Here is a 25,415-nt window from a genome sequence, read left to right on the forward strand (position 1 = left end):
GTATAAAGCTTAAATAAAATGGCTGAATTAAATGCAAATATACCGGAAGGCGAATTAACGGAGAAATGGACCAAATTAAGGTCTTCTATGCCATTAGTTAACCCGGCAAATAAAAGAAGCATCGAAATTATTGTAGTGGGTTCGGGATTGGCAGGTGCTTCGGCAGCGGCAACCCTGGCGGAGATGGGCTATAAAGTTAAATGTTTTTGCTTTCAGGATTCCCCGAGAAGAGCGCACTCTATCGCAGCTCAGGGCGGGATTAATGCAGCGAAAAACTATCAGAATGATGGTGACAGTACTTACCGTCTATTCTATGATACCATAAAAGGTGGTGATTACCGTGCACGTGAAGCCAACGTTCACCGTTTGGCAGAAGTAAGTGCAAATATTATAGATCAGTGTGTGGCACAAGGTGTGCCGCTGGCAAGGGAATATGGTGGTCTGTTAGACAACCGTTCTTTTGGTGGTACACAGGTTCAAAGAACTTTTTATGCTGCCGGTCAAACGGGTCAGCAATTGCTTTTAGGTGCATACAGCGCTTTGGAGCGTCAGGTAGGAATGGGTAAAGTTGAAATGTTTACCCGCCATGAAATGCTTGAAGTAGTTGTCGTAGATGGCAAAGCCCGTGGTATTATTGCCCGTAACCTGCTTACAGGTGAATTAGAGCGTCATTCAGGACATGCGGTATTGTTGTGTACTGGTGGTTATGGTAACGTATTCTATCTTTCTACAAATGCAATGGGCAGTAACGTAACTGCAGCATGGAAGGCACATAAAAAAGGTGCTTTCTTTGGTAACCCTTGCTATACGCAGATTCACCCTACCTGTATCCCGGTTTCAGGTGATCACCAGAGTAAATTAACCCTGATGTCTGAGTCATTACGTAATGACGGCAGAATCTGGGTGCCTAAAAAGAAAGACGATACGCGTAAAGCTTCAGAGATTCCTGAAGATGAAAGAGATTATTATTTAGAGCGCAGATATCCTGCTTTCGGTAACCTTGTACCACGTGATGTGGCTTCCAGAGCTGCTAAAGAGCGTTGTGATGCAGGTTATGGTGTAGGTAAATCTAAATTAGCTGTTTATCTTGATTTTAAAGCCAATACGGAGCGTTATGGCCGTATTGAAGCTAACGTACAGAATATCCATAACCCTGATAAAGAAACCTGCATGCGCTTAGGCCGTGAGGTGATTAAGGAAAAATATGGTAACCTGTTTGATATGTATGCACAGATCACGGGAGAAGATCCTTATGAACTGCCAATGCGTATTTATCCTGCGGTTCACTATACCATGGGTGGCTTATGGGTAGATTATAACTTAATGACCACCGTTCCGGGCTTATATTCCCTGGGAGAAGCAAACTTCTCTGATCACGGAGCGAACCGCTTAGGTGCTTCTGCTTTAATGCAGGGCTTAGCGGATGGTTACTTTGTAATCCCTTATACTATTGGTGCTTACTTGTCTAAAGAACTGGCCACAAAGCCAATCCCTCAGGATCACCCGGCATTTGTAGAAGCAGAAGCCAGTGCGAGGGGAATTATCGACAAATTCTTTGCGATTAAAGGAACCAAAACTGTTGATCATTTCCATAAGAAATTAGGAAAGATCATGTGGGAAAAATGCGGAATGGCACGTAATGCAAAAGGCTTAACTGAAGCGATCGCGGAAATTCAGCAATTGCGTAAAGATTTCTGGAGCGATGTTCGTGTACCGGGAGAAGCCAATGAGTTCAATCCTGAGCTGGAAAAAGCAGGTCGTGTGGCCGACTTTATCGAACTGGGAGAATTGATGTGTATCGATGCGTTGAACAGAAACGAATCTTGCGGAGGTCACTTCAGGGAAGAATATCAGACTGAAGAAGGTGAAGCCATGCGTGATGATGAAAACTATGCTTACGTTGCGGCATGGGAGTTCAAAGAGGGTGTTAAATTTGAGCTGCATAAAGAAGAGCTGAAATTTGAAAACATCAAGGTTGCACAAAGAAGTTATAAATAATAGCTAAGTACTAAAATCTCAATATCATGAGTACAGGAAATATGAATTTAACGCTGAAAATCTGGCGTCAAAAAAATACAAAAGCCAAAGGTGGTTTGGTGGATTATAAACTATCAGACATTTCTCCTGATATGTCCTTCTTAGAAATGTTTGATGTATTGAACGAAGAGCTGATTTCTAAGGGTGATGAGCCGGTTGTGTTTGATCACGACTGCAGAGAGGGGATTTGTGGTGCCTGCTCGATGTTTATCAACGGCAGACCTCACGGACCAAAGGAAGGAATTACCACCTGCCAGTTACACATGCGTTCATTTAAAGATGGAGATACCATCGTTGTGGAACCATGGAGAGCGAAGGCTTTTCCGGTAGTTAAAGATTTAACGGTAGATAGGTCTGCGTTCGACAGAGTTATTGCGGCTGGAGGCTTTATTTCTGTGAATACAGGGAACGCACAGGATGCCAACAACCTGCCTATTCCAAAAGTACAGGCCGATTCAGCATTCGAAGCTGCAGCTTGTATTGGTTGTGGTGCTTGCGTAGCTACCTGCAAGAATGCATCTGCCATGTTATTTGTTTCTGCAAAAGTATCTCAGCTGGCGCAATTGCCTCAGGGACAGCCGGAACGTTACCGCAGGGTTCAAACTATGGTGGCGCAGATGGATGCAGAAGGATTTGGAAATTGTACCAATACCGGTGCTTGTGAAGCGGAATGCCCTAAAGGAATTTCTTTAGAGAACATTGCACGTATGAATAGAGATTATTTGTCTGCAAAATTTGTATCTGAGGAAGATATTTAATAAATTTAGCTAACGAGACAAGGATATTTGACACGAAAGCCCGGCTATTTAGCTGGGCTTTCGTGCATTAGCGGGAGGTTGGGGGTATAGTCTTTAGTCTTTTTTGTCTTCTTTCTGTTTCGTTTGTAAAGCGGCTTTTGTCTTGATCAAGATCACACCGTTTGCGCCTGCTGAACCGTAAAGTGTAGTGGCCGACTCTTTTAAAACTTCAATACTTTCAATGTTGTTTGGATTGATTTCATTGATGCTGGTTTCAGGTTTCTTGCCATCTACCAGGATCAGTGGGTCTTTGCCGGTACCAAGGCCTGTAAGTTTCAGCTTTTTATCTGTGCCCTCTGTAACGTTTAACCCGATTACTTTACCTGTTCTATTGCCTGCAGGAGGATCACTTGTTAAACTAAAGCTGATCGGAATATTGTATTTCACCCGGACTGTTTTTCCATGGTAAACACCTGGAATCCACTTCGGTGAAGCCTTCAAGACCCTTACGGCTTCTTCATCCGTTCCTGCGCCAAGCTTTCTTTCTACCTTAATGTCTGCAAGGTCACCGTTTTTTTCTACGATAAAAGATAGGAATACTTTGCCTTGCACGTTTTTTTCCTGAGCCTCTGCCGGATACTTAACGGTCTTGCTTAGGTATTTATAGAATCTTTCCATTCCTCCCGGAAATCCAGGTTGTCTGTCGATGGAAACAAAGTCGTAAACTTTAACGTCATTCGGATCTGTCCGAATTTCCTCCACAGGAATGACATTCGCATTTGCCGATTCAGATTTATAGCCCATAACGGTGATTTTGCTGAGGCTCTTATAACCTTTTACCGGGCTTAATTTCAGGTTCTTTTTAGCACTGGTTGCTCCGGATAGGATAAAGGAAACAGGCAATGAGTAATTACCGTCCTGGCTGCTTTTGAAATCTCTGTAGCTCAACACGATTCTCATGACCTCGGTTTCAAATCCTGAACCAAGCTTGTTTACGACACTGATCGCTCCGATATGTCCGTCTTTAAGACTAAACTTAATCTGGCTGTTTCCCTGAAGGTCGGTATTGTAAGCTTCTGCCGGATACCTGATGCCGCGTTTAAGGTAGTTGTAAAAGCCTTCCCAGGCAGGGTCAGTTACGTTTTGTGGTTTAATAACCGCTTCCCGCTTCATATTCGACACGGCAATTTCTATAGGTGCAGATATGACGTCTTTCACAACATTCAGCGGGGTATTTAATGGGATCTCTTCTGTTACAGCAATGATGCTTTCGTTACTGCGGATAGTGGCAGACGACATCACCAATGTGATGGCAAAAAGAGGTAAAAACAATCCGTATTTTAATACGGCGGTCTTTTTTGATCTTTGTTTATGTAGCATAAATATTCTCTTTTTAATCAGTGATTTATTAAAGAAAGTATTAGTGAGGCTACTGGGAGCGATGTTAAATGCCCTGCTCAACAGGAGCAATGCATATTGCTCTTTGTCGCCCTGAAATCTGGCAGCTTCCTCATCTGCCAGGTATTCATGAATGTTTTTAATGGTATGCTTATAAAAATAAATGATGGGGTTGAACCAGGTGAAAACGGCCAGTAATTCAAAGAACAGTACGTCCAGCGTATGCCATTGACGGATGTGAATCTCTTCATGTTTGTCGATGGTTTGCACTTCCGGCAGGTTTGTATCTATTCTTTTCTTCCTGAAAAAGGAGAAGGCATTTCCAACATGTTCCTCTTGAAGCAAACGTTGTACTTTTAGTAATTTGTAGATGAAGAGAAGGGCAAAAATCAGCAGACCGGTCAGATAAATGGCTACAATCACATTTCCGGGGCTTAGTTTTTCCGGAGCATCTGATCCAACGCTAACCTGTGTCATAAGGTCATTTAGCTGATCAACACCAGTATAAATTGGGGTCGCCGCGGCCTGGTTACCAAACCATTCAAACCTTAAAAAAGGAATGGATAGAGAACATATTCCCGCCGAGATCAGATAAATCCTGTTGAGGATGAAATAAGTCTCTTTAGCTAAAAATAGTTTATAGAAGCCATAGAATAATACCAGGTATATATTGGCCTGCAGGATATAATGTGCCCAACTCATCTCGGTCTGTTTTTAATTTTGTTAATCATTTTTAAAATTTCATCTACATCGCTTAAATCAAGCTTTTCTTCCTTAACAAAAAAGGAAAACATGCTTTCCACAGAATTCTCAAAATAGTTACCTAGTAACTTTTCGGTAGCATGGCGTTTGTAGTCTTCCCTGCTGATGAGCGGAAAGTACTGATGTGATTTTCCGAATGCCTCATGTCCGATAAAACCCTTTACTTCCAGTATCCTGATAATCGTAGATACCGTATTGTAAGCCGGCTTTGGCTCCGGTAAAAAATCCATCACGTCTTTTACAAACCCCTTTTCTATTTGCCATAGAATTTGCATCAACTGTTCTTCTGCTTTTGTTAAATCTTTAATGTCCATCTTTTATTGTATTAACCGGTTTTTTTAATTGGTTTAAGGATCATAACTATTCGTCAATAGTACTATAACTAAAACCTTAGTATAAACTTAAAACTAATATTTTAGTTTTCAAAGAATTTTAATGGAAATATTTTAGTTTAAACAAAGAAACCTCTGAATTTTCAGAGGTTTCTTTGTTTAAACTGGCTTTTTTACTGCTTTGGAACCTCAGGAGTCTTTGGCAATTCTTTTCTCGGAATCTGTGCTTCACGTTCAGACGTGTGATATACAAAAGAGGCGACTATGGTTGCTGCTCTTTTTAAATCTTCTTCCGCTAAGCGGTCGAAGGTATCCTGATTGGTATGATGGGTACGGGTATTGTAATCCATTGGATCCTGGATGAACTGAAATCCGGGAATCCCCACTGCATCAAAGGCCTGGTGATCTGTTCCTCCGGTATTGCCGGCAGTAACTGTTTTTGCGCCTAAATCCTGGAAGGGGGTTAACCATTCCTGGAATATGGGGCCTGCTGCGGTATTCCCCTGTAAATAAATTCCTCTGATCGCACCGGTTCCATTATCAAGGTTATAATACGCGCTGATCTTTTTGTGATCCTTGGTCAATACCATCGTTTTGGGATCCCCAAAATGTTTGGCTACATAACCTCTGGAGCCATGTAGACCCTGTTCTTCAGAACTCCATAACGCCACCCTGATGGTCCTTTTAGGCTTAAAATTAATGGCTTTAAGAATTCTCATAGTCTCCATCATTACTGCCGCTCCGGCAGCATTATCGGTAGCCCCTGTAGCCGAATGCCAGGAATCATAATGTCCGCCAATCATCACCACTTCATCTTTTAACTTTCTATCTGTTCCGGGAATCTCTGCAATCACGTTATACCCCTGAGGATCCTGATCATAGAAGGACGTTCTGATATCGGCCTCTACTTCTACTTTCTCTCCTGCACGAAGCAAACGAAGGATATGAAGGTAGTCTTCTGCAGATATTTCCAGTTCAGGAGCAACAGGTTTTGCATCCAGTGCATAAGAGGCACCATTGCTGGTGAAGAATGTGCCGTGGTTTCCCCGGCCGTAACTAAGGAGCAGGCCCACTTGTTCTTCCAGCATAAAACTGGCCATAGCAGCGCGGATTTCTCTCATCTTCATCATTTGGGCCATCATATTGTTAGCTGCCCCGGCACGCGGGCGCTGTCCTTGTGGCTGTGGTGCTGCTTCTGCCATTTTAGCAAGCTCAGCATCAGTATATCTGACTGCATCGGCTTTATAGCTGTTTTGTAAGGGCTGTATCGTAACCTGATCAAACATCACAATTTTTCCGGCAAGTTTTCCTTTATAAGGTAAAAGGTCGGTAATCGTATCCGCTTTGATCAGGATGACCTCAGATTTTATCGCACCCTTAGTTCCCGGAGTCCATGCCTTAGGCGCACCAATCATCGCATGATAATAAGGCAGGGTAGTTGCTGCATAGTATTTGTCGATCTGCCATCCTTTACCAAATTGACCCCATGCTTCCAGGTGTACATTTTTTAGTCCCCAGGAGGTGAATTGTCTTACCGCCCAATCCTGCGCACGTTTTAATCCCGGGGAATTGGATAGGCGCGGGCCTGCAACATCAGTAATCTGAAATGCAATATCCATTACCTTCGAGTTTTCAAGGCCTTCCTGGCGTATTTTCTGTACCGCGGCCGTATTCGTCTGCTCCTGAGCAGATAAAGAGAGACTGAAGCATAGTGCTAGTCCGGTTATTGTAAGTGTTTTCATATCTATTTTTTCCTTGGAATTTTTCATTAATACCTGAATTTACAGGAAAAGATAATTGCTTGTATCTCCCTAATCATATTTTTACATCATTAGTTAAATGTTCGGGGCGATTTACAAATAGGGATCACAGCTTTCCAAACGTTCTTCATATACGTTAATTAATTACAAGCTTTTTGCTTTCTATGGTCAACAAGATCTCACCGCTTCAACCGAAGTGATCCGTTCTTCAATATCAACTATAGCTGCTTCCATTTGCCTGTTGGCTGCGATGCTCTGCATCGGCATGGTCCTGAGGCATGCTCACCTGGAGTAAGTGGCCCAGCTTTTAATCCTTTAATATGTTTATCACTTTGGTTGTTTTGTTACCAGTTTATCAGATTTTTCTCTGATAATATTAGCCAATATTTGACTGAACAAATTATTTTTACCATTGGTGGGTATCTATCTTCCCTCTTTTAGCCAGCTTATATAGCCTTTTGTATCGCTTTGCTGATAAAGCAAAATATCAGCCTCAACATAAAATTCAATAAAGTTGCCAAAACCAATAATACCTTTTGCAAGATTCTTAACAGTAATAAATTATGAAATTTAACAGGCTCTGAAAAAAGTGGCCAAAAGCTTGTAATTAGAATATATGAAAAACATTTTGGACAACTGTGAAGCAGAACTAAATAGGAAATGGCGGTACCAAGACCGCCATTTCTGACTATTAACTAAAACTAAAAAACTATTTGATGCTCTTCCTGGCGACAATAAAGTAACCGGCGACAAAGAGGATAACGGCGTAAATAAGACTGCTGTAAATCTCCTGACTAAACAGTTGATCCATATTTTTCGACTTGGTCATGGATAAAGCCAATGTCGGATGACTGTAAGGAACGAAGTAGGCATATTCCCATCCTTTGGTGGCCACAATAATTCCGGCAATAATCCCTATAAATCCAATCCCCATAGGTTTTAAAAAGTCCGACCAGATCAGGCTAATGATGAACTGTAGTGATAATATTCCCAGGGAAGAAAGGAACATCTTGAAATATATTTTTGATAGCAGGGCCACTGGGGAATACCCATTGAACGTAAAACCACTATTTAATGCCTGCAATAGATAGCCGGATAAAATGGTGAACAGTGCAAATAGGAACAAACATATAAATATCAATATCACCGCGTATAAATATTTTGCTGCGTAAATTGAAAACTTGTTGAGCGGTTGTGCAAAGAGGCTTTTCCAGGTATCGTTCTTATGTTCAATATTGTTGACCGAAAAAGCCATAAAGATCACATAAAAGGGAAGGATCAACATGCCCATCACGCCAAGGGCTCCTCCGCTAAAGTTCATCCACAACACTTGGGAGGGAAAATGCATTTTTATGATTTTATCCGCATTGCTGAGGAATCCAAAGGCAATTAGTCCGCAAATGATCAATGGAAGGACAATCGCTGCCCAAAAGGCAAGCGTCTTTCTTGATTTATAAAATTCAGATTGTAAGGATAGGAGTAATGAGCGCATGATTAATTGTTTTTAGTAATGTCAAGGAATAAATGCTCGAGATCTTTCCTAATCTGATAAATGCTGTAAACCGTAAAGCCGTGTTGTATCAGCAAGGTGTTTAACCTGCCACATTCTTCGGTGGAAATGAAAGGAAGGATGATTTTCTTTTCAGTACTGTTCAATATCTGATAGCCATTGGTGGTCAGGAATTCCTGGCCTTTGGGAATATCGTTTAGCTCTAGTTCAATCATCGGCTTGCTCAAATCATGCAATTCATTGATGGTGCCCTGGAATAGTAGTTTTCCTTTGTTAATGATGCCCACATGAGTGGCGATCCGTTCAATCTCCGCCAATAGATGGCTGGATACCAGAATCGTTTTTTGATGTTTTGTGGCAAGTTCGATCATCAGGTTCCTGATTTCGATAATCCCGTTAGGGTCAAGGCCGTTCGTCGGCTCATCGAGCAGTAACAGTTCCGGATCTGATAACAAGGCAAGGGCAATGCCCAGACGTTGTTTCATTCCCAATGAATATTTCCCTGCTTTTTTGCTGGCAGCATCTTCCAGGCCTACGAGACGAAGCATCTCTTTCGCTTTAGTCCTGTTAATGCCCAATAGCATACACCTGTTGTATAAGTTTTCCTCGCCGGAAAGGTGTGCATAGATTGCGGGTTGCTCTACCAGTGCGCCAAGGCGTTTTAAACTGGCTATGCGATTGGAGTTGATTTCCTTACCAAAAAGAAACACGGTGTCTGCCGGTGATTTTAAAAGGTTTAAAAGGATTTTTATTGAAGTGGTTTTACCGGCACCATTTGGGCCCAGAAAACCATAAATGCTTCCTTTCTCTACCTTCAGCGACAGGTCGTCAACTACTTTTTGTGTGCCAAAGTAGTAGTTTAGCCCGCGGGTTTCAATGATCAGGTCCTTCATCCCTATTTAAACGAAATGGTGCTTACTTTAGCAATCCCTTTTACTGAAGTCGTTGCTTTTGCAGCGATTTCATCGTCTTGTGAACGGGTTACGTTGTTGGCAATGGTTAATACCATCATCATGAATACAGGAACTAATAAAAGTAAGAATGGCGATACGTTTGCTAACTTTTTCATAATATTTATATTGACAGATGCAGTTTTCATAATTCGTTGCGATTTGATGAAACAAATAGAATGATAAAAAAAACGCTGCTAAAATCTTTTAGACCAAGGCCATATTATCCTAGATAAACGCCTATTTATTCTAGTTTTGCAATTGATTGGTTTATTTGCCAATTTGGTAGAAAAAAAATGCCCGTTCGTCGAAAGCCATTGCTCATAACAGCTGGAAAAATTTACTTTAGACCAATGGAGTTTTTGTCAATAACAAAGTTTAAATGAAAAATAAAGGCCCTCTGATTGTACATGTTGTTTTCTGGTCGTTAATCCTAGCCCTTATTGCCCTGAACATTATATTCGCCAAAGAAGCACAGACACTATCTTCGGTTGCAATTAGATATGGATACTCCGGCCTGATCAATATTTCAATTTTCTATATCAATTACATGCTGCTCATTCCGATGCTGATCAAAGAGCAGAAGAAATATGGATTGTATATAGGGGCAATCCTGTTGTTGATCGTGGTCATGAGTGCCATCAAAACAGTTATCGCCAGCCTGAATCCGGAAGTGATATTGGTGACATGGGAAGGAGGGAAACGTGATTATATACCTATCGGAACCTTTGGTGCCGTTTCTATATTTACATGCGGCTTTTTTGTGGTGGCCAGTTCTCTGCTCAAATTCGCTGTAGACTGGTTCAGAAATGAACGTGTTCAGCGGAACCTGGAAAGTGAAAAGAAAGAAATGGAACTGCAATTCCTGAAATCACAATTAAACCCACATTTCCTGTTCAACTCCCTGAATAACATTTATTCACTTGCTTATCAGAAATCTGATAAAACAGCAGATGCTATTCTTAAACTTTCGGAAATCATGCGCTATATGATCTACGAGAGCAATGACAGCTGGGTTTCACTAAGTAAAGAAATTGAATATGTACAGAGCTATATCGAACTTCAGAAATTAAGGTTCAGAGATGGCGCAGCTGTGGAACTTAGCCTGAACGGAGAGATCGACAACCAGCAGATTGTACCACTCATCCTCATCTCTTTTGTCGAAAATGCATTTAAACATGGGGTGGCCAACGATCCGAAAGATCCAATCAAGATCAATATCATCGCCAATCAGAAGATCCTGCATTTTAGCGTGACGAATAAAAAGAATAAACATAATAAAGATGAAGTAGGAGGAGTGGGCCTCAATAATGTAGAACGACGGTTACAATTGCTATATCCTGAAAGATATAAATTAAATATTGTAAATTCGGCTACCCATTACACCAGTGAATTAATGCTAGATTTATGACAAAGTTAAAATGTATTGCGGTCGATGATGAACCATTGGCACTTGATATTATAGAGGATTATGTGTCAAAAGTACCGTTCCTGGAGCTGGTTAAAAGAACAGAAAATGCGATTGAAGCATTACAGCTGGTACAGGCAGGAGGGATTGATCTGGTTTTTCTTGACATCCAGATGCCTGAACTTACCGGAATCCAGTTCCTGAAAATTGCTAATGGGAAATCAAACTATATCCTGACTACTGCCTATTCACAATATGCTTTGGAGAGTTATGACCTGAATGTATCGGATTACCTGTTGAAGCCGATTGCGTTCGATCGTTTTTATAAAGCGGTAGAAAAGGTGCATAACCAACAACAGAAAGCGGCGGAACCGAGCCCGGCAGCTCCACCTGCAATTACTCCATTGATGTCAGCACCGGCAGCAGTGCATCCTGTTCAGGACTTTATCTTCGTAAAAACAGAGCATAAGATTCAAAAAATACAATTGGATGATATCCTCTATATTGAAGGGCTAAAAGATTACATTTCTATCTATACCAAAGCGGAAAGGATCATTACGCTTCAGAATATGAAGAAAATGGAAGAAACGCTACCTAATGCTCAGTTCATAAGGGTGCATAAATCCTATATTATTGCCCTGGATAAGATTGAAAGTATTGAACGCAGCAGGATCAGTATCTTCGGTAAAGTCATTCCGATAGGAGATACCTACCGCGACGAATTCTTCAAACACATCGATAATAAAAATATTTAAAGCGCGCTTACTGGCCTAATTTCTTGCGAATTGCCTGTTCTGCTTCCTGGGTAACTTCCTCCGGGTTTTTGCCTGTGGAATCAATTGGTTTTAATACTGTCCAGCGGATCTTTTCGCCGAAACTGAGTGGAAAAGTACCATATTGTACCATTTTCCAGGAGTTTTCAATCGCGATAGGAACGATTAATGCATTGGGTACCTTTTTTAAAAGTGTTGCAATCCCACCTATATGAAAAGGCTTCAGGTTGCCGTCTTTGGAGCGTGTACCTTCGGGAAAAATCATCGCAGACCAGTTGTTCTCTTTCATTCTGTTACCCAGAAGGATGATCTCGCCAACGGCTTGTTTGCTGTCCTTACGGTCGATATTAGCCCCACCCCCATATTTAAGGTTGAAGGAAATGGACGGAATGCCTTTGGTCAGTTCTATTTTCGAGATAAACTTGATGTGGTGTTTTCGCAGAAACCAGATTAACCCGGGAATATCATACATGCTCTGGTGGTTGGCCACAAATATTTTGGGCTGATCAACAGGGATGTTCTGCTCATTGATAAAAGTAACCGAGCTGCCCAGGAAAATATCGCAATAGGTGAGAAAGAAATTCAGTCCATCTACTGAGGCTTTGTGTGCCTGATAACCGAACATGCGGTAACACAGCCATTGAATGGGTTGAAAAATGATTAAAGTCAGCCCAAAGAAGAGGTAAAACAGGGGACTGAAAATGTATCCGAAAAATTTATTCATAATAGCTGAAAAGGTTCGTTATAGCTGATATTCCTGAAGGATTATTTTTGTTTTTAAAATGGCGGCAACACTCATACTGTCAGTGATCTCCCCGTTTAGGACCATTTCATATGCTTCCTGAAAAGGAAGTTTGCGGAGCCGGAGCTCTTCAGTTTCCTCAGGTTCGGCAATGCCCATGCTCAGGCCTCTGGCGATGTAAATAATCGCCAGCTCATTGCTTACCGAATTGGAGAGGTGCATGCGCTGAAGCTCTACCCAGTCTGTTGCCGAAAGCCCGGTTTCTTCCTGTAGTTCCCGTTTGGCACTATCCAGGGGATCGGAACCTAAGGGGCCTCCGCCTTCCGGGATTTCCCAGCTGTAAGCTTTTAAAGGAAAGCGGTATTGTCCAACCAGCCAGGTGTTCAACTCCTCGTCTAAAGGTAAAATTCCAATGGCTAAGTTCTTGAAATGCACTTCACCATATATTCCTTTACCTCCGGATGGGTTGATCACCTGGTGTTCTGTTAGCCCAATCCAGTTGTTATCATAGATTTTTCGGCTTTCAATAGTGGTCCAGGGATTGTGTTCTTCCATGGACGCAAATATACTAAAATGACTCTTCATCGGAACGCATTTCCTGCTGATCCGGTTTTTTGCCTTTCTTAGGACTGAAGCTGGTCTTTCCGAAACGGTAAGAATAGGTTAAGCTTGCCATCGTTCCCTGCATGTAACGTCTGAAATCAACAACAGAGTTGGCCGTAGTCGTAGTCATACTCCAGCTACGGGTATTGAAGATATCACGTACGTTCAGGCTTAAAGAAGATTTTTTATTTTTAAAATCATATTTGGCGCCTGCGTCAACACCATACATGGCATTCCTTGTGCCCTGTGCCATTACCTGGCGCGCGCGGTAATCTCCTTTGATCTGTAAGGTGATGTTATAAGGAAGTACAAAGTTGTTGGTTAAGTTGGCATTCCAGGTAAATCCGGAATTGTCTACGATACCGAAGGCAGGGACGCCATCTATTTTACTTTGGTATAAGTTGGCATTGGCGGTGAAATTCCAGGCTTTAGCTACATCAAAACGACCGATTAGCTCCAATCCGCTGGAGATCTCCCTGGTTAAGTTCTGAGGAGTTGTAATGGTAATTCCATTTTGATCTGGTTCTGTTCTGATCCTTTGAATCACGTCATTGGTTTGACGGAGGTAAGCAGTAGAGATGAAAGTTATTTTTGGCCAGAATTTGCTGTAGCTTAGTTCAAAAGCATGTACATCCTCTGGTTTAAGGTTTGGATTTCCCTGACGGTAGTTTAATGGATCAGAAACATCAATAAAAGGATTGGTATCCCAGCCTCTTGGTCTGTTGACCCTTCTGCTGTAGCTCAATTGTAACTGTTGTTCTGATTTGAATTTTTGTGTCAGAAAGATGCTTGGGTATAACCTTGTATAGGCCACTTTTCCCGGAACAGCGTTGATTTGTCCATTCGATCCATACATCCCCAAACGGGTGTCAAGAGTGGCATCTTCTGCCCTTAATCCCAGCTGATAACCGAAGTTTTTAACCTGATTCTGATAGTTCGCATATAGGGCATGAACCTGGTCTTTGCTATTGAAATCATTGGTAAGCGCCAGGTTGACGTCGTAATTTCCAGTGAGGTTGTTCAATTGATCAGAAAAGGTATTGTTCTCTGCAATGCGAATCTGACTGCGGTAACCTGCTTCCAGTTTTCCGGCTTTACCGATCGGTAAGGTGTAGTCTGCCTGAATATTATAATTCCTGTTGATTCCCGTTCCGTTGTTTCTGATGATTTCCGGCAGCAGGTCAACAGCTGTGCCGTTGAGGTTGTAAATGTCTGTATTGTAGATTTGCAGGTTGTCATTGTCGCCCTCAGAGAAGCTGGCATTAAAGGTAATTTCTTCTTTCGGTTTTTTAAATTTATGACTAAAATCCAGGTTAAGGTCATAGCTGCCGCCAGATCCCAGATTGGAATTGTTCCTTCTGCTGAGCTCCAGTGGGTTTTTAAGGCTGTTTAACTGATCAATAGTCAGGAACTCATTTCTATCATTGTCTCTGATGTTAAAGCCGCCAGAGAAGCTTAAAACGTCTTTGTCGCTCAGGTAATAATCGAGGCCTGCTTTCACATTGTGTCCTTTATCTAAAGATTTGGAGTCTGTATTCTGATTGGCAAAGGCATTCGGGAAAGTTGAATTTAAATAACTGATGTTGTTGTAGCCGCCGCCAAGACGGTTTCCATACCGGTAGCTATAGTTACCATATAGGTTCACTTTACTGTTCTGAAAGCTCAAACTGGTGTTGGCGTTGTAGTTGTCCCGGTTTCCGGCGGTTAACGCAATGTTACCGTTCAGTCCCAGTTTTTTGTTCTTTTTTAATACAATGTTGATGATTCCTGACTGCCCTTCTGCATCGTATTTGGCCGAAGGATTGGTGATCAGTTCCACACTCTCAATCGAGCTCGCCGGAATGGACTGTAAGATTTGTGCCACATTGCCGCCGGCAATCAAAGAAGGCTTGCCATCAATCAGGACTTTTACTCCTGTGGAGCCCCTTAAGCTCACATTTCCGTCGATATCAGATTGTACAGAAGGGACATTCTGTAGAAGGTCGGAGGCAGAGCCGCCCTCACTCACTAAACTCTGATCTACGGAGAATACTTTCTTATCTACACCAAGTTGAATGGTGCTCTTCTGGGCAGTAATGGCCACCTCATTTAATACAGTACCTTTGGCAGTTTTCATTTTAATGGTTCCCAGGTTGATTTCTTTAACAATCGCAGAGATGGATACAGAATCGCGGACCATAGTTTGGTAACCTACATAGCTTATCTTAAAGGTAAAAACACCTTTGGGCAATCCCGCCATGGATAAATTTCCGTTCACATCGGTCTGTACCCCTTTTACCAGTGCTTTGGTCTTTCTGTCCAGGATAACTGCGGTAGCAAATGGAATGGTTTCGCTGGTTTGGGCATCTACAACCTTTGCCATAATCTTACCTTCTCCGGTAGTTTGTGCATTAAGTTTTACAGTTGTAGTACAAATGGCAAAGGTTAAAAATAGAACTTTGTATAACAGATTCTTCATTGGTGTGTTTAGGTTTTGGTGCTTTTTATATAAGAGGGACAAAGAAACATGCCTGAGGTTTAAAAAGAACAGGCGTAACTATTTTATTACAGCTAATTATGATCGAATACAGTAATATTTTTGTTAACGAAGGAATGAGTTATTCAGCCTATCGTAATTTGATAAATGAGCTGCTGCTCGCGAAAAAAACAACCGGTGAGGACGATAGCGAAGCAATGCTTCACTATACGAAAATGAATGTGCAGCGAATGAGCCGTGTCGACAAAACGGTGAAGCTCAATGCAGATCTGCTGGATTCCTTAAATGATTTAAAAGGGAAGTACCGCTTCCTGGTGATCTCCGAAGGATGGTGTGGAGATGCGGCACAGATTGTTCCCGTTTTTGATAAAATGGCCAGTAGCTTTCCAGATAAAATAAGTCTTAAATTCGTATTGAGAGATCAGAATTTGCCTTTGATTGATGCACACCTCACCAATGGTGGAAGAGCAATTCCGGTATTGCTGATCCTTGATGATGAAGGAACTGTTCTTTGCAAATGGGGTCCAAGGCCACAAATTCTACAGTCCTTATTGGCCGGTTGGAAAAAAGAAAGTACGGATATGATGCTCATCGCAGAAAGACTTCATGGATGGTATGCGAAGGATAAAACGCAAACTACTCAGCAAGAGTTGAATGCGCTGGTTCAACAGGTGTTAGTCAACGGAAACAGTTAGACCTTCCTGTTGTAAGATCTTACGGTAAACTTCCATCTCTGTAAAAGAACCTTCCAATACCGCACATTTTCCTTTGTTATGGACTTCCCAGGCAATTTTTTCGGCTTGGCTTTCCGAATAATCAAGGTACTTCATCATACAGTGAATGACATGGTCAAACGTGTTTACATCATCGTTCCATAGGATTAACCGGTGAACCGTTTTTAAGGAGGTCAGGATTTCTTCTAATGTAAAAGTTTCTTCTTTAGTTTCTGTTGACATGGTACAAAAATAAGCTAATTTCAAAATAATGTTGCAGTTAAAGTTATTTTTGCCTAAAATTTGTAATAAACCCAAATATGATGCATCGTTCAAAAATTGCCGGAATAGGCTACTATGTGCCTAAAAATGTCTATACCAATGATGATTTGTCTCGTTTTATGGATACGAATGATGCATGGATTCAGGAACGTACCGGCATAAAGGAACGCAGGTTTGCAGACCGCTTAGAGGAAACTACCACGACTATGGGGGTAGAAGCCGCGAAAATTGCGATAGAAAGAGCCGGAACAACGGCTCAGGAAATAGACTTTGTGATTTTTGCAACCCTCAGCCCTGATTATTATTTCCCGGGATGCGGCGTACTGCTGCAGCGTGAAATGAAAATGAAAGAGATTGGGGCATTAGACATCAGGAACCAATGTTCCGGGTTTGTATATGCTTTATCTGTTGCCGATCAATTTATTAAAACCGGCATGTATAAAAATATTTTGGTGGTAGGGAGTGAAAAGCACTCTTTCGCCATGGACTTTGAAACACGTAGCCGCAACGTTTCTGTTATCTTTGGTGATGGGGCAGGAGCGGTCGTTTTGCAGCCGGCGGAGAAAGAAGGACAAGGCATCATGAGTACCCATTTACATAGTGATGGGGCAGATGCTGAGATTCTGGCGATGTATTATCCGGGAGCAAGTGCCAACAAATGGCTGAAAGATAAACCTGGTTACCCTGATCAGGAGCTGGGTGGTTTATTCATGACCACAGAGCAGTTGGAAAGCGGAGCGTCCCTGCCTTACATGGATGGACCGGCGGTATTTAAAAAAGCCGTAGTGAAGTTCCCGGAAGTGATTAAAGAAGCTTTAACGGCAAATAACCTGCAGCCTGAAGATATTGATATGCTGGTGCCACACCAGGCCAATCTGAGGATCAGTCAGTATGTACAGCAATTATTGGGCTTACCCGATGATAAAGTGTTTAATAACATTCAGAAATACGGAAATACAACCGCTGCCTCTGTGCCAATTGCATTATGCGAAGCATGGGAAGCGGGTAAAATTAAAGAAGGCGACCTGGTATGCCTGGCCGCCTTTGGATCAGGTTTTACCTGGGCCAGTGCTTTAATCAGATGGTAATTATAAGATCAGCTAAAGGTTTAACTTCCTTTAGCTGATTTTGTCATTTGTGCAAACATATCCCACATCTCATTTGGAATGGCTTCCAGTCCGTTAAACTGACCGGCACCTTGTAACCATTCTCCACCATCAATGCTAATTACTTCTCCGTTGATGTAACCCGCGAAATCACTGATGAGGAAGGCCGCAAGGTTCGCCAACTCCTGGTGTTCACCTACACGTTTTAGTGGTACCCGGTTTTTAAAATCAAACTTCTCCGCCAGGTCTCCCGGCAGTAAGCGGTCCCATGCGCCTTTAGTAGGGAAAGGTCCCGGAGCAATCGCATTTGTTCGGATACCATATTTACCCCATTCTACTGCTAATGAGCGGGTCATCGCCAATACCCCTCCCTTTGCACAAGCAGAAGGAACGACATAGGCAGAGCCGGTAAACGCATAGGTAGTGACGATATTTAAAATGCTTGCGCTTTGTTTTTCTTTAATCCAGTGTTTTCCAAAAGCAAGGGTACAGTTTACCGAGCCTTTTAAGACAATGTCGATTACGGTAGAAAAGGCGTTGGCAGACAAGCGTTCTGTAGGAGATATAAAATTACCCGCGGCATTGTTGAGCAATCCATCTACTTTGCCAAATGTTTTAATGGTTTCGGCAAGGACATTTTCTACCTGCTCATATTCACGTACATCACAGGCAACGGCCAGAACCCTTCCTCCTGTTTCTTTCTCCATCTCGGCAGCTGTTTTTTCCAATACGTCGGCCTTACGACTGGTGATCACCAGGTTTGCACCCAGCTTCAGGAAATAAGTACCCATCGCTTTACCAAGACCGGTTCCTCCACCGGTAACTACGATTGTTTTTCCTTTTAAGGCGTCATCTCTTAACATTGGTTGATTGTACATGGGCTATTTCTTTTGCAGGTTATCAATAATTGTTTTTAAAATATTTCTGGTGGTTGGTGCCCACCATTGTTTCAACATGAGCGCTAGGGCTTCATCCTGATTTGCACGGGTGGCGGCAATGAGGTCTTTTCTGATGTTTAGTTTGCTCTGTTCCCAGGTATTTCTTTCCATACCCATATATTTTCTGATTCTGCGTTCCGCGGCGGTAAGGATACTCTCCGGGTTCACCAGTTCATCTACCAGGCCAACCTGTAACGCCTCTTCAGGTGTAAACAGCTTACCTTCCAATAAACTTCTTGATGCATGGGCATTGCCAATCCAGAAAGAGTAAAGGTGGAAAATGGAATTTGGAACAATGATCCCTACAGGAACTTCATTCAAGCCAATAATGGCCTTTCCTTCTGCCATAATTCTATAATCACAGGCCAAGGCAATGACGCAGCCTCCCGCCGGACTATGTCCGTTTATTGCGGCAACCAATGGTTTTCTAAAAGAAGTGATATTGGCGATAAAGTCCAGAAACAGGTGCCAGAAGGATTCTGCTTCTGCTTCCGAATAATTGTACAGTTCGATCAGGTCCAGTCCGGCAGAAAAGAAATTCTCTTTACCTGTAATGATCGCTCCTGCAATATTCTGATCTGAAGCTATGCTGTTCAACATGTCATTCAATTCAGTAATCATTTCGCGGTTCAGGGCATTAGATCTTCCGCGGTCTAAAGTAATCAGTGCTAAATGGTCTTTTATGGTGACTTTAATGGTATTCATATATATCAGTTTATTTTACTTCATAGGTATAAACAGCTCTTCCCAGACGACCCATATGATCCATTCCTTCCAATACTATCCTGTAGGTTCCGGTTTCATCGGTATTGAAGAAGCTGAATCTCGATTTTCCCTGCTCATTAGCTGGAACCTGTGGTGCCCAGTAAACCGTTGTTCTAAAATCCGGCTTGCGGTCAGGTACGGAAGGTTCATATTTAGGGCTATAGAATTCTCTTGGAATATAGAGTCCTTTAGGGTTATAAGTGGTAATACCAGGGCTAAAGGTGTTGCTGTAATTTCCTCCCCCGCGTTTGGTAGTGATGACCAGTACCCCACCCCCTCCATTAGATCCATAAATCGCTGTGTTTCCAGCGGATTTTAGGACTTCAATGGTTTCTACATCCATTACGTTGATGTTGTCCAGAAAATCAGAACCCATGCTCATTCCATCCAGTATCACTGCCATCGGGGTTCTGCCCCCATTTCGGCTAAGGTAAGCCTGACCATTCATGATCATCAGACCGGCAACACGGCCTTGTAAACATTGAGATAAGGTTACGCAGGTGCTGAGCTGTTCTGCAGTAATCACCGCATCTGCTCTTCCTGCTCCATTGAGGTTGGCAGAGTTTTTTGCCTGTTGTTTCTTTTCGGTAATCTGTACCTCTTTCAGTAAGAGTGTTTTTTCGAGCAACCCGCGTTTGTTTAGCTCATCGAAATAACTGCTGCTTTGTTGCAAATAAGCGGATAAAGCTTCGTTTACATTGATTTCTATATCTCCGCTGTTTTTGCTTTTGGTTACGATCTGTCCGGGAACGATATCCATGTGAATGTCCACCCTCTTTTTATCCTTTGCCGTTCGCGCCTGTATAATGAACTTGGTATCTTCAGGGAAAATCAGCCGATCAAAGTTAAATTTCCCCTGTGCATCAGTAAGGGTGTCCAAGGCGAAAAAGCCACCGGAAGAAGAAAATAAGGAAACCTTACTGTTTGGAGCAGGCTTTCCACTATAATTGGTAATAGTTCCACTAATGGTTTGCGATTTCTCTGCTGCAAACCGTGTGATTGGGGGTGTGTTATTGATCACATTTTTCCATAAAATTCTACGCCATCCCTGGGTTAACATCAGGTTATCCAGGTTTTGTTCCACTTCTGGACCCTCATTGATAAAATAATAATTGGGCTTTTCAATGTAGCCGATAAGGTCTGAACTGAGGAGCATAGTACTGAAAATATTGCTTTCATTTTCAGGGTCGGGTTTTACGGATGAGGTATTGGTTACGGATACCGAGAAAGAGCCTGGGTTTGGTTGGCCAAGATAACTGCTACTTAGGTTGACAGTCACATTTTCTCTCTTTGCATAGGTCGTTTTCACTGTTTCCAGTTTTGCGAGGATACGATCAGCCTGACTATGGATAAAAACAAGCCGTTCGGCAAGCGGTACATTCTCCCCGGAGAATAAAGTCAGTTGTAGGATACCTTCTGTCAGCTCCTTTTTGGAAATGGAAATGCTGCTGATCTGTTTATCTGCAGCCACTTTCGATGTGAATTGTATCGTTCCGCTATGCTGTCCCACAAGTTTCAGCTCCTTTTGATCGAGAAGGCCTTCAGATCGTATGATTTTTACGCTCAACTTCTCTTTATCGGTATTGTTTACACTTAAAATGTAACCATTTGGACGAACTACGGGCAAGCTGTAACTTTTCTCTGAGCCGTCTGAAAATTTAATCTTTGCGTTATAGGTCGCTCCGGGTTGTGGATTGAGTACAAAATTTCCCATGCCCAGGTGCTTGCTTTCAAAACGGTTAATCTCAGAACCGCTTTGATCTACAATCACTCCGCTTACCTGCTCACCTAAACCTGAAGCATTTACCGCTTTGAAGGCAATTTTGTTAGGAAGCCCCTCGACAAGGTTTCCGCTTTCAGGGAAAAATTGAACATCTACGTCTTTTGAGGTTGCTTTTATCGGGATTTCCTTCGTTATTTTCTTTTGATCGGCGAGTGTAATGGTCGCGAGTATCTTTCCTGATTTATATAATGAAGGCTGGGTATTTAAGAAACTAAGCGATACCTCACCTTGTTCATTGGTCAAAGCCTTTCCTTTAAACAGGCTCCTGAAATTCAGCAGAACCTCATAACGGACTTCATTTCCGGCATATGGCTTGTCATTTTTATCTTTAAAAACGATGTCGGCCTGTACTTTTTCTGCTGAATTCTCCTTGCTAAAAGTATAGTTCGTATTGGTAAATACCGTATTGGCCCAGGAATTACCAATTTTTATCGTTTTATCAAAGTAAAATTCCGGTCCCGCATTTCTCATCCATTGAGTATATGCCCGGATCCGGTAGTTCCCCTCTGTCAGAGAATCAGGGATTTTAAAATCACCCCAGCTTACACCTCCCCCAACGGGTAACCTCAATTGTTTTTTTAAAGAGTCTTTCTCATTGATCAGCTCTACATATAAAATTTTACTGATGTCTGAGGCTTCCAGGTTTTCAGTATTAATGATATAGGCCTTAAACCAAATGTTATCCCCAACTGCATAGTAAGGTTTATCCAGATGGAGATGCACCTTTTCCTGTGCATATGTTTTGTTAAATACCTTCATCCTTTCTAAAAGGGCCTCAAAAGGGTCTCCATCCATTCGGGATACAAAGGCCAGGCAGGTTACTGCAATCAATAAAAAAGGATAAAACAGTTTACGTTTCATAATGATGAACCTTAACAAATAATAAAGCCTCAATATACAAATATTGAGGCTTAAAGTAAATATTTACATAGTCAAATGTACTGTCTGGCGATCTGTGTTTTTTTCTTTACACTTTATTTTACTTGATAAGTATAAACTGCTCTTCCCAGACGACCCATATGATCCATTCCTTCCAATACTACCCGGTAAGTTCCGGCTTCATCTGTATTAAAAAAGCTGAAAGAAGATTTTCCCTGTTCATTTGTGGGAATCTGAGGTCCCCAGTAAACTGTGGTTCTTAAATCCGGCTTATGATCAGGAACCGAAGGTTCGTATTTTGGACTATAGAATTCCCTTGGAACATAAAATCCTTTTGGGTTATAGGAAACAATGCCGGGGGTAAAGCCACTGTTGTAATTTCCGTGGCCGCGTTTGGTGTTAATGATAATAATGCCGTCGGCACCACGAACTCCATAGATAGCCGAGTTTCCAATGGAGCTGAGGATTTCAATAGTTTCGATATCATTGACATTGACGTTGTCAAGAAAATCATATCCCATGTTGATTCCGTCCATGATGATTGTCATGGGTCTTCTTTCACTCCAGCGTTGAATGAAAGCTTTGCCATTCATGATAACCATGCGCAAAACACGACCCTGTAAGCATTGAGATAAGGTAACGCAGTTACTAAGCTGTTCTGCGGTAATCACAGCATCTGCTCTTCCTGATAGATTGGATAGGCTTCTTGTCTTTTTCTTTTCGATAATCTGTACCTCCTTCAATAACCATGTTTTTTCCAATAGTCCGCGTTTGTTTAGCTCATCAAAATAATTGCTGCTTTGCTTTAGATAAACAGATAAAGCTTCGTTTACATTGATCTCTACGTCTCCGCTGTTTTTAGTCCTGGTGATGATCTGCCCGGGAACCAGGTCCATGTGGATGTCCACTTTCCTTTTATCCTTTGCAGTTCTTGCCTGAACCACGAATCTGGTGTCTTCAGGGAAAGCAAGTTGATCAAAATTAAATCTTCCCTGGGCATCAGTAAGGGTGTCTATTGCGAAAAATTCACCTGAAGAAGAAAATAGAGAAACTTTACTTTTTGCTGCAGGCTTTCCATTATAATTGGTAATTGTTCCGCTGATGTTTTGCAGTTTTTCTGCCGGAAACTGTGTAATTGGCGGCATATTGTTGATTACATTTTTCCATAAAATCCTCCGCCATCCCTGAGTTAACATCAGGTTATCCAGGTCTTGCTCAACGTCGGGGCCCTCATTTACGAAGTAATAATTGGGTTTTTCTATATAACCCACGAGATCTGAACTGAGCAGCATGGTGCTGAAGATATTGCTTTCATTTTCAGGATCAGGTTTTACGGATGAGGTATTGGTTACTGATACGGAGAAAGCGGTCGGATTCGGTTCGCCACGATAGCTGCTGCTTAAGTTCAGCGTTACACTTTCTCTTTTCTTGTATGTTGTTTTCTCTGTTTCCAGTTTTGTCAGGATGCGGTCCGACTGACTATGTATAAAAACAAGCCGTTCAGCAAGGGGGGCATTTTCTGTTGAGAATAAAGTCAGTTGAAGGATGCCTTCATTCAGTTCTTTTTTTGAAATGGAGATGCTGGTGATTTGTTTGTCTGCATTTATCTTTGATGTGAATTGTACTGTTCCGCTTTGCAGACCTACCAGCTTTAATTCCTTTTGGTCAATCACTCTTTTAGACCTCACGATCTTTATATTCAATTTGTCCTTATCGGCATTGTTTACGCTTAATATATAGCCACTGGGATGAGCTGGAGGCAAGCTGTAATTTTTCTCTGAGCCATCAGAAAATTTAATTTTCGCAGTATAGATTGTTCCTGGTTCTGAATTAAGGATGAAATTTCCCATACCCAGGTGTTTGCTTTCAAAATGGCTAACCTCTGAACCGTTTTGATCTAGAATCACTCCACTAATCTGCTCACCCAAACCGGAAGCATTCAGGGCCTTGAAAGCGATTTTGTTAGGTAACCCCTCTACCAGGTTTCCGCTTTCCGGGAAAAACTGAACATCCACCTCTTTTGAAGTCGCCTTTATCGGGATTTCCTTGGTTATTTTCTTTTGATTACTCAGTTTAATGGTGGCAAGTATTTTTCCGGATCGATATAAAGGAGGTTGTGTATTTAAAAAATTAAGCGAGACTTCACCCTGCTGATTGGTGACTGCCTTGCCTTTAAAAAGACTTCTGGAATTCAGCTGAACCTCATAGCGCACCTCATTTCCGGTGTAGGGTTTACCACTCTTGTCTTTAAAAGTAATGTTGGCCTGTATCTTTTCTCCCGAGTTCTCCTTGCTAAAAGCATAGTTTGTATTCGTGAAAACGGTATTAGACCAGGAATTGCCAATTTTTATGATTTTATCAAAGTAAAATTCTGGTCCGGCATTCCTCATCCATTGAGTATAAGCCCGGATCCGGTAGTTTCCTTCTGTCAGAGAATCCGGTAGTTGAAAATCAGCCCAGGTAACACCTCCTTCAACGGGTAACCTCAATTGCTTTTTTAGAGAATCCTTGTCATTAATCAGCTCTACGTATAAAATTTTACTGATGTCTGAGGCTTTGAGATTTTCTGTATTGATAATATAGGCTTTAAACCAAATGTTATCTCCAACGGCATAGTAGGGCTTATCGAGGTGCAGGTGAACCTTCTCCTGAGCATATGTTTTATTATAAGTCTTCATCCTTTCTAGAAGGAGCTCAAAAGGATCCCCATCCATACGGGATACAAAAGCCAGGCAGGACCCGGTAATTAATAGAAAGAGGTAGAGCGATTTACGTTTCATAAGTTCGGAACCTTAAGTAAATAATTAAGCCTCAATATACAAATATTGAGGCTTAAAGTAAACTTAAAAGATAAGGGATGTCGAACTTAGAATTTGTTTTTCCACATCATGCTCTCGACCGGTTTCGTGGTCTTATTGCTATATTTTGCATTGTCTTTACTGTTGTACATTGTTTCAATCTCGCCTTCTACGATAAAGTAAATCAGCTGACCAATGGGCATTCCTGCATATATTCTTACTGGTTGTGCACAGGAAATTTCCAGCGTCCAGGTATTGCAAAAACCAACATCGCCTTTTCCGGCAGTCGCATGGATGTCTATACCCAGGCGGCCCGTACTCGACTTGCCCTCCAAAAAGGGAACATGTGCGTGCGTTTCTGTATATTCCAGCGTCACACCCAGGTAAAGTGTACCAGGCTGTAAAACATACCCATCTTTTGGGATTTCAAAATGTTCTATTTTATTGTGCGCTTTTGCATCAAGTATCCTATCTTTATAAGTAGCGAGGTATTTGCCTAAATGGACGTCATAAGAGTTTGTGCCCAGACATTCAGCCTTAAAAGGCTCAATAATGATGGTGCCCTTCTCTATCTCTTCCAGAATTCGTTTGTCGGAAAGTATCATTTTATCAAGTATTGGGCTAAATTATGATTAATTTAAGATACTTTTGCATAGTTTTCTA

The 25,415-nt window shown here is 41.9% G+C and carries 21 protein-coding genes; 6 read left to right on the forward strand and 15 right to left on the reverse strand.

Translation table 11 applies throughout. From position 1 onward, the window contains the following. Positions 1 to 18 precede the first annotated feature (18 nt). Together BLQ87_RS24765 and BLQ87_RS24770 are read left to right on the forward strand one after the other, a co-directional pair. Positions 19 to 1,998, forward strand: coding sequence for a fumarate reductase/succinate dehydrogenase flavoprotein subunit (locus tag BLQ87_RS24765; protein WP_074611613.1), 1,980 nt, complete (start codon positions 19 to 21; stop codon positions 1,996 to 1,998). Between the two features lie 26 nt (positions 1,999 to 2,024). Continuing rightward, on the forward strand, positions 2,025 to 2,795 hold the full coding sequence (locus BLQ87_RS24770; RefSeq protein WP_074611614.1) for a succinate dehydrogenase/fumarate reductase iron-sulfur subunit: 771 nt from the start codon (positions 2,025 to 2,027) through the stop codon (positions 2,793 to 2,795). A gap of 93 nt (positions 2,796 to 2,888) precedes the next feature. Here the strand turns inward: BLQ87_RS24770 and BLQ87_RS24775 are convergent, their stop codons facing one another. From BLQ87_RS24775 to BLQ87_RS33880, 6 genes are all read right to left on the reverse strand, one after another. Next, entirely contained in the window at positions 2,889 to 4,874 is a 1,986-nt protein-coding gene (locus BLQ87_RS24775; protein ID WP_074611615.1) for a M56 family metallopeptidase, read from the reverse strand. Next, a complete protein-coding gene (locus tag BLQ87_RS24780; protein WP_069379337.1) occupies positions 4,871 to 5,248 on the reverse strand; it encodes a BlaI/MecI/CopY family transcriptional regulator in 378 nt (125 codons plus the stop codon). Before BLQ87_RS24780 ends, BLQ87_RS24775 begins: the two co-directional genes overlap by 4 nt. A gap of 191 nt (positions 5,249 to 5,439) precedes the next feature. Next, on the reverse strand, positions 5,440 to 7,035 hold the full coding sequence (locus tag BLQ87_RS24785; protein ID WP_245723923.1) for a M28 family metallopeptidase: 1,596 nt from the start codon (positions 7,033 to 7,035) through the stop codon (positions 5,440 to 5,442). A gap of 700 nt (positions 7,036 to 7,735) precedes the next feature. Then, on the reverse strand, positions 7,736 to 8,518 hold the full coding sequence (locus BLQ87_RS24790; protein ID WP_074611616.1) for an ABC transporter permease: 783 nt from the start codon (positions 8,516 to 8,518) through the stop codon (positions 7,736 to 7,738). Positions 8,519 to 8,520: 2 nt separating this feature from the next. Then, the gene (locus BLQ87_RS24795; protein ID WP_074611617.1) at positions 8,521 to 9,429 is read right to left on the reverse strand and encodes an ABC transporter ATP-binding protein; all 909 of its coding nucleotides are present in this window, start codon (positions 9,427 to 9,429) and stop codon (positions 8,521 to 8,523) included. Between the two features lie 2 nt (positions 9,430 to 9,431). Continuing rightward, entirely contained in the window at positions 9,432 to 9,605 is a 174-nt protein-coding gene (locus BLQ87_RS33880) for a hypothetical protein (protein ID WP_172664963.1), read from the reverse strand. 263 nt (positions 9,606 to 9,868) lie between these two features. Between BLQ87_RS33880 and BLQ87_RS24805 the strand changes: the two genes are divergently transcribed. Together BLQ87_RS24805 and BLQ87_RS24810 are read left to right on the forward strand one after the other, a co-directional pair. Beyond that, complete coding sequence (locus BLQ87_RS24805) at positions 9,869 to 10,897, forward strand: sensor histidine kinase (protein ID WP_074611619.1); 1,029 nt, start codon at positions 9,869 to 9,871, stop codon at positions 10,895 to 10,897. Then, on the forward strand, positions 10,894 to 11,649 hold the full coding sequence (locus BLQ87_RS24810; protein WP_074611620.1) for a LytR/AlgR family response regulator transcription factor: 756 nt from the start codon (positions 10,894 to 10,896) through the stop codon (positions 11,647 to 11,649). Before BLQ87_RS24805 ends, BLQ87_RS24810 begins: the two co-directional genes overlap by 4 nt. Before the next feature lie 7 nt (positions 11,650 to 11,656). Here the strand turns inward: BLQ87_RS24810 and BLQ87_RS24815 are convergent, their stop codons facing one another. From BLQ87_RS24815 to BLQ87_RS24825, 3 genes are read right to left on the reverse strand one after another with little or no spacing between them, the layout of a single operon-like run. Continuing rightward, positions 11,657 to 12,391, reverse strand: coding sequence for a lysophospholipid acyltransferase family protein (locus BLQ87_RS24815; protein ID WP_074611621.1), 735 nt, complete (start codon positions 12,389 to 12,391; stop codon positions 11,657 to 11,659). 18 nt (positions 12,392 to 12,409) lie between these two features. Continuing rightward, complete coding sequence (locus BLQ87_RS24820) at positions 12,410 to 12,964, reverse strand: NUDIX domain-containing protein (RefSeq protein ID WP_074611622.1); 555 nt, start codon at positions 12,962 to 12,964, stop codon at positions 12,410 to 12,412. A 13-nt stretch (positions 12,965 to 12,977) separates the two neighbouring features. Continuing rightward, positions 12,978 to 15,470, reverse strand: a complete 2,493-nt coding sequence (locus tag BLQ87_RS24825; protein ID WP_083362044.1) for a TonB-dependent receptor — start codon at positions 15,468 to 15,470, stop codon at positions 12,978 to 12,980. A gap of 98 nt (positions 15,471 to 15,568) precedes the next feature. Between BLQ87_RS24825 and BLQ87_RS24830 the strand changes: the two genes are divergently transcribed. Further along, complete coding sequence (locus BLQ87_RS24830) at positions 15,569 to 16,183, forward strand: thioredoxin family protein (protein WP_074611623.1); 615 nt, start codon at positions 15,569 to 15,571, stop codon at positions 16,181 to 16,183. Here the strand turns inward: BLQ87_RS24830 and BLQ87_RS24835 are convergent. Further along, positions 16,163 to 16,444 (reverse strand): ATP-dependent Clp protease adaptor ClpS, encoded by a 282-nt coding sequence (locus BLQ87_RS24835; RefSeq protein ID WP_073231955.1) that lies wholly within the window; start codon positions 16,442 to 16,444, stop codon positions 16,163 to 16,165. The two genes, BLQ87_RS24830 and BLQ87_RS24835, sit on opposite strands and share 21 nt — an antisense overlap. A gap of 77 nt (positions 16,445 to 16,521) precedes the next feature. Here BLQ87_RS24835 and BLQ87_RS24840 point away from each other — a divergent pair, with 77 nt between their 5' ends. After that, a complete protein-coding gene (locus BLQ87_RS24840; protein ID WP_245723924.1) occupies positions 16,522 to 17,571 on the forward strand; it encodes a 3-oxoacyl-ACP synthase III family protein in 1,050 nt (349 codons plus the stop codon). 20 nt (positions 17,572 to 17,591) lie between these two features. Here BLQ87_RS24840 and BLQ87_RS24845 read toward each other — a convergent pair whose 3' ends face one another. The 5 genes from BLQ87_RS24845 to dcd form a co-directional block, all read right to left on the reverse strand. Next, on the reverse strand, positions 17,592 to 18,467 hold the full coding sequence (locus BLQ87_RS24845) for an SDR family oxidoreductase (protein WP_074611624.1): 876 nt from the start codon (positions 18,465 to 18,467) through the stop codon (positions 17,592 to 17,594). Between the two features lie 3 nt (positions 18,468 to 18,470). After that, complete coding sequence (locus BLQ87_RS24850) at positions 18,471 to 19,232, reverse strand: enoyl-CoA hydratase/isomerase family protein (protein ID WP_074611625.1); 762 nt, start codon at positions 19,230 to 19,232, stop codon at positions 18,471 to 18,473. A gap of 10 nt (positions 19,233 to 19,242) precedes the next feature. Continuing rightward, positions 19,243 to 21,936 carry a carboxypeptidase-like regulatory domain-containing protein gene (locus tag BLQ87_RS24855; protein ID WP_074611626.1) on the reverse strand — a complete coding sequence of 898 codons (2,694 nt, stop codon included), beginning with the start codon at positions 21,934 to 21,936 and terminating at the stop codon, positions 19,243 to 19,245. 113 nt (positions 21,937 to 22,049) lie between these two features. Continuing rightward, positions 22,050 to 24,734 carry a TonB-dependent receptor gene (locus tag BLQ87_RS24860; RefSeq protein ID WP_074611627.1) on the reverse strand — a complete coding sequence of 895 codons (2,685 nt, stop codon included), beginning with the start codon at positions 24,732 to 24,734 and terminating at the stop codon, positions 22,050 to 22,052. 86 nt (positions 24,735 to 24,820) lie between these two features. After that, positions 24,821 to 25,357, reverse strand: coding sequence for a dCTP deaminase (gene dcd, locus BLQ87_RS24865; RefSeq protein ID WP_074611628.1), 537 nt, complete (start codon positions 25,355 to 25,357; stop codon positions 24,821 to 24,823). Positions 25,358 to 25,415 lie beyond the last annotated feature (58 nt).

Source organism: Pedobacter steynii, from assembly GCF_900103665.1.
Lineage (GTDB): Bacteria > Bacteroidota > Bacteroidia > Sphingobacteriales > Sphingobacteriaceae > Pedobacter > Pedobacter steynii.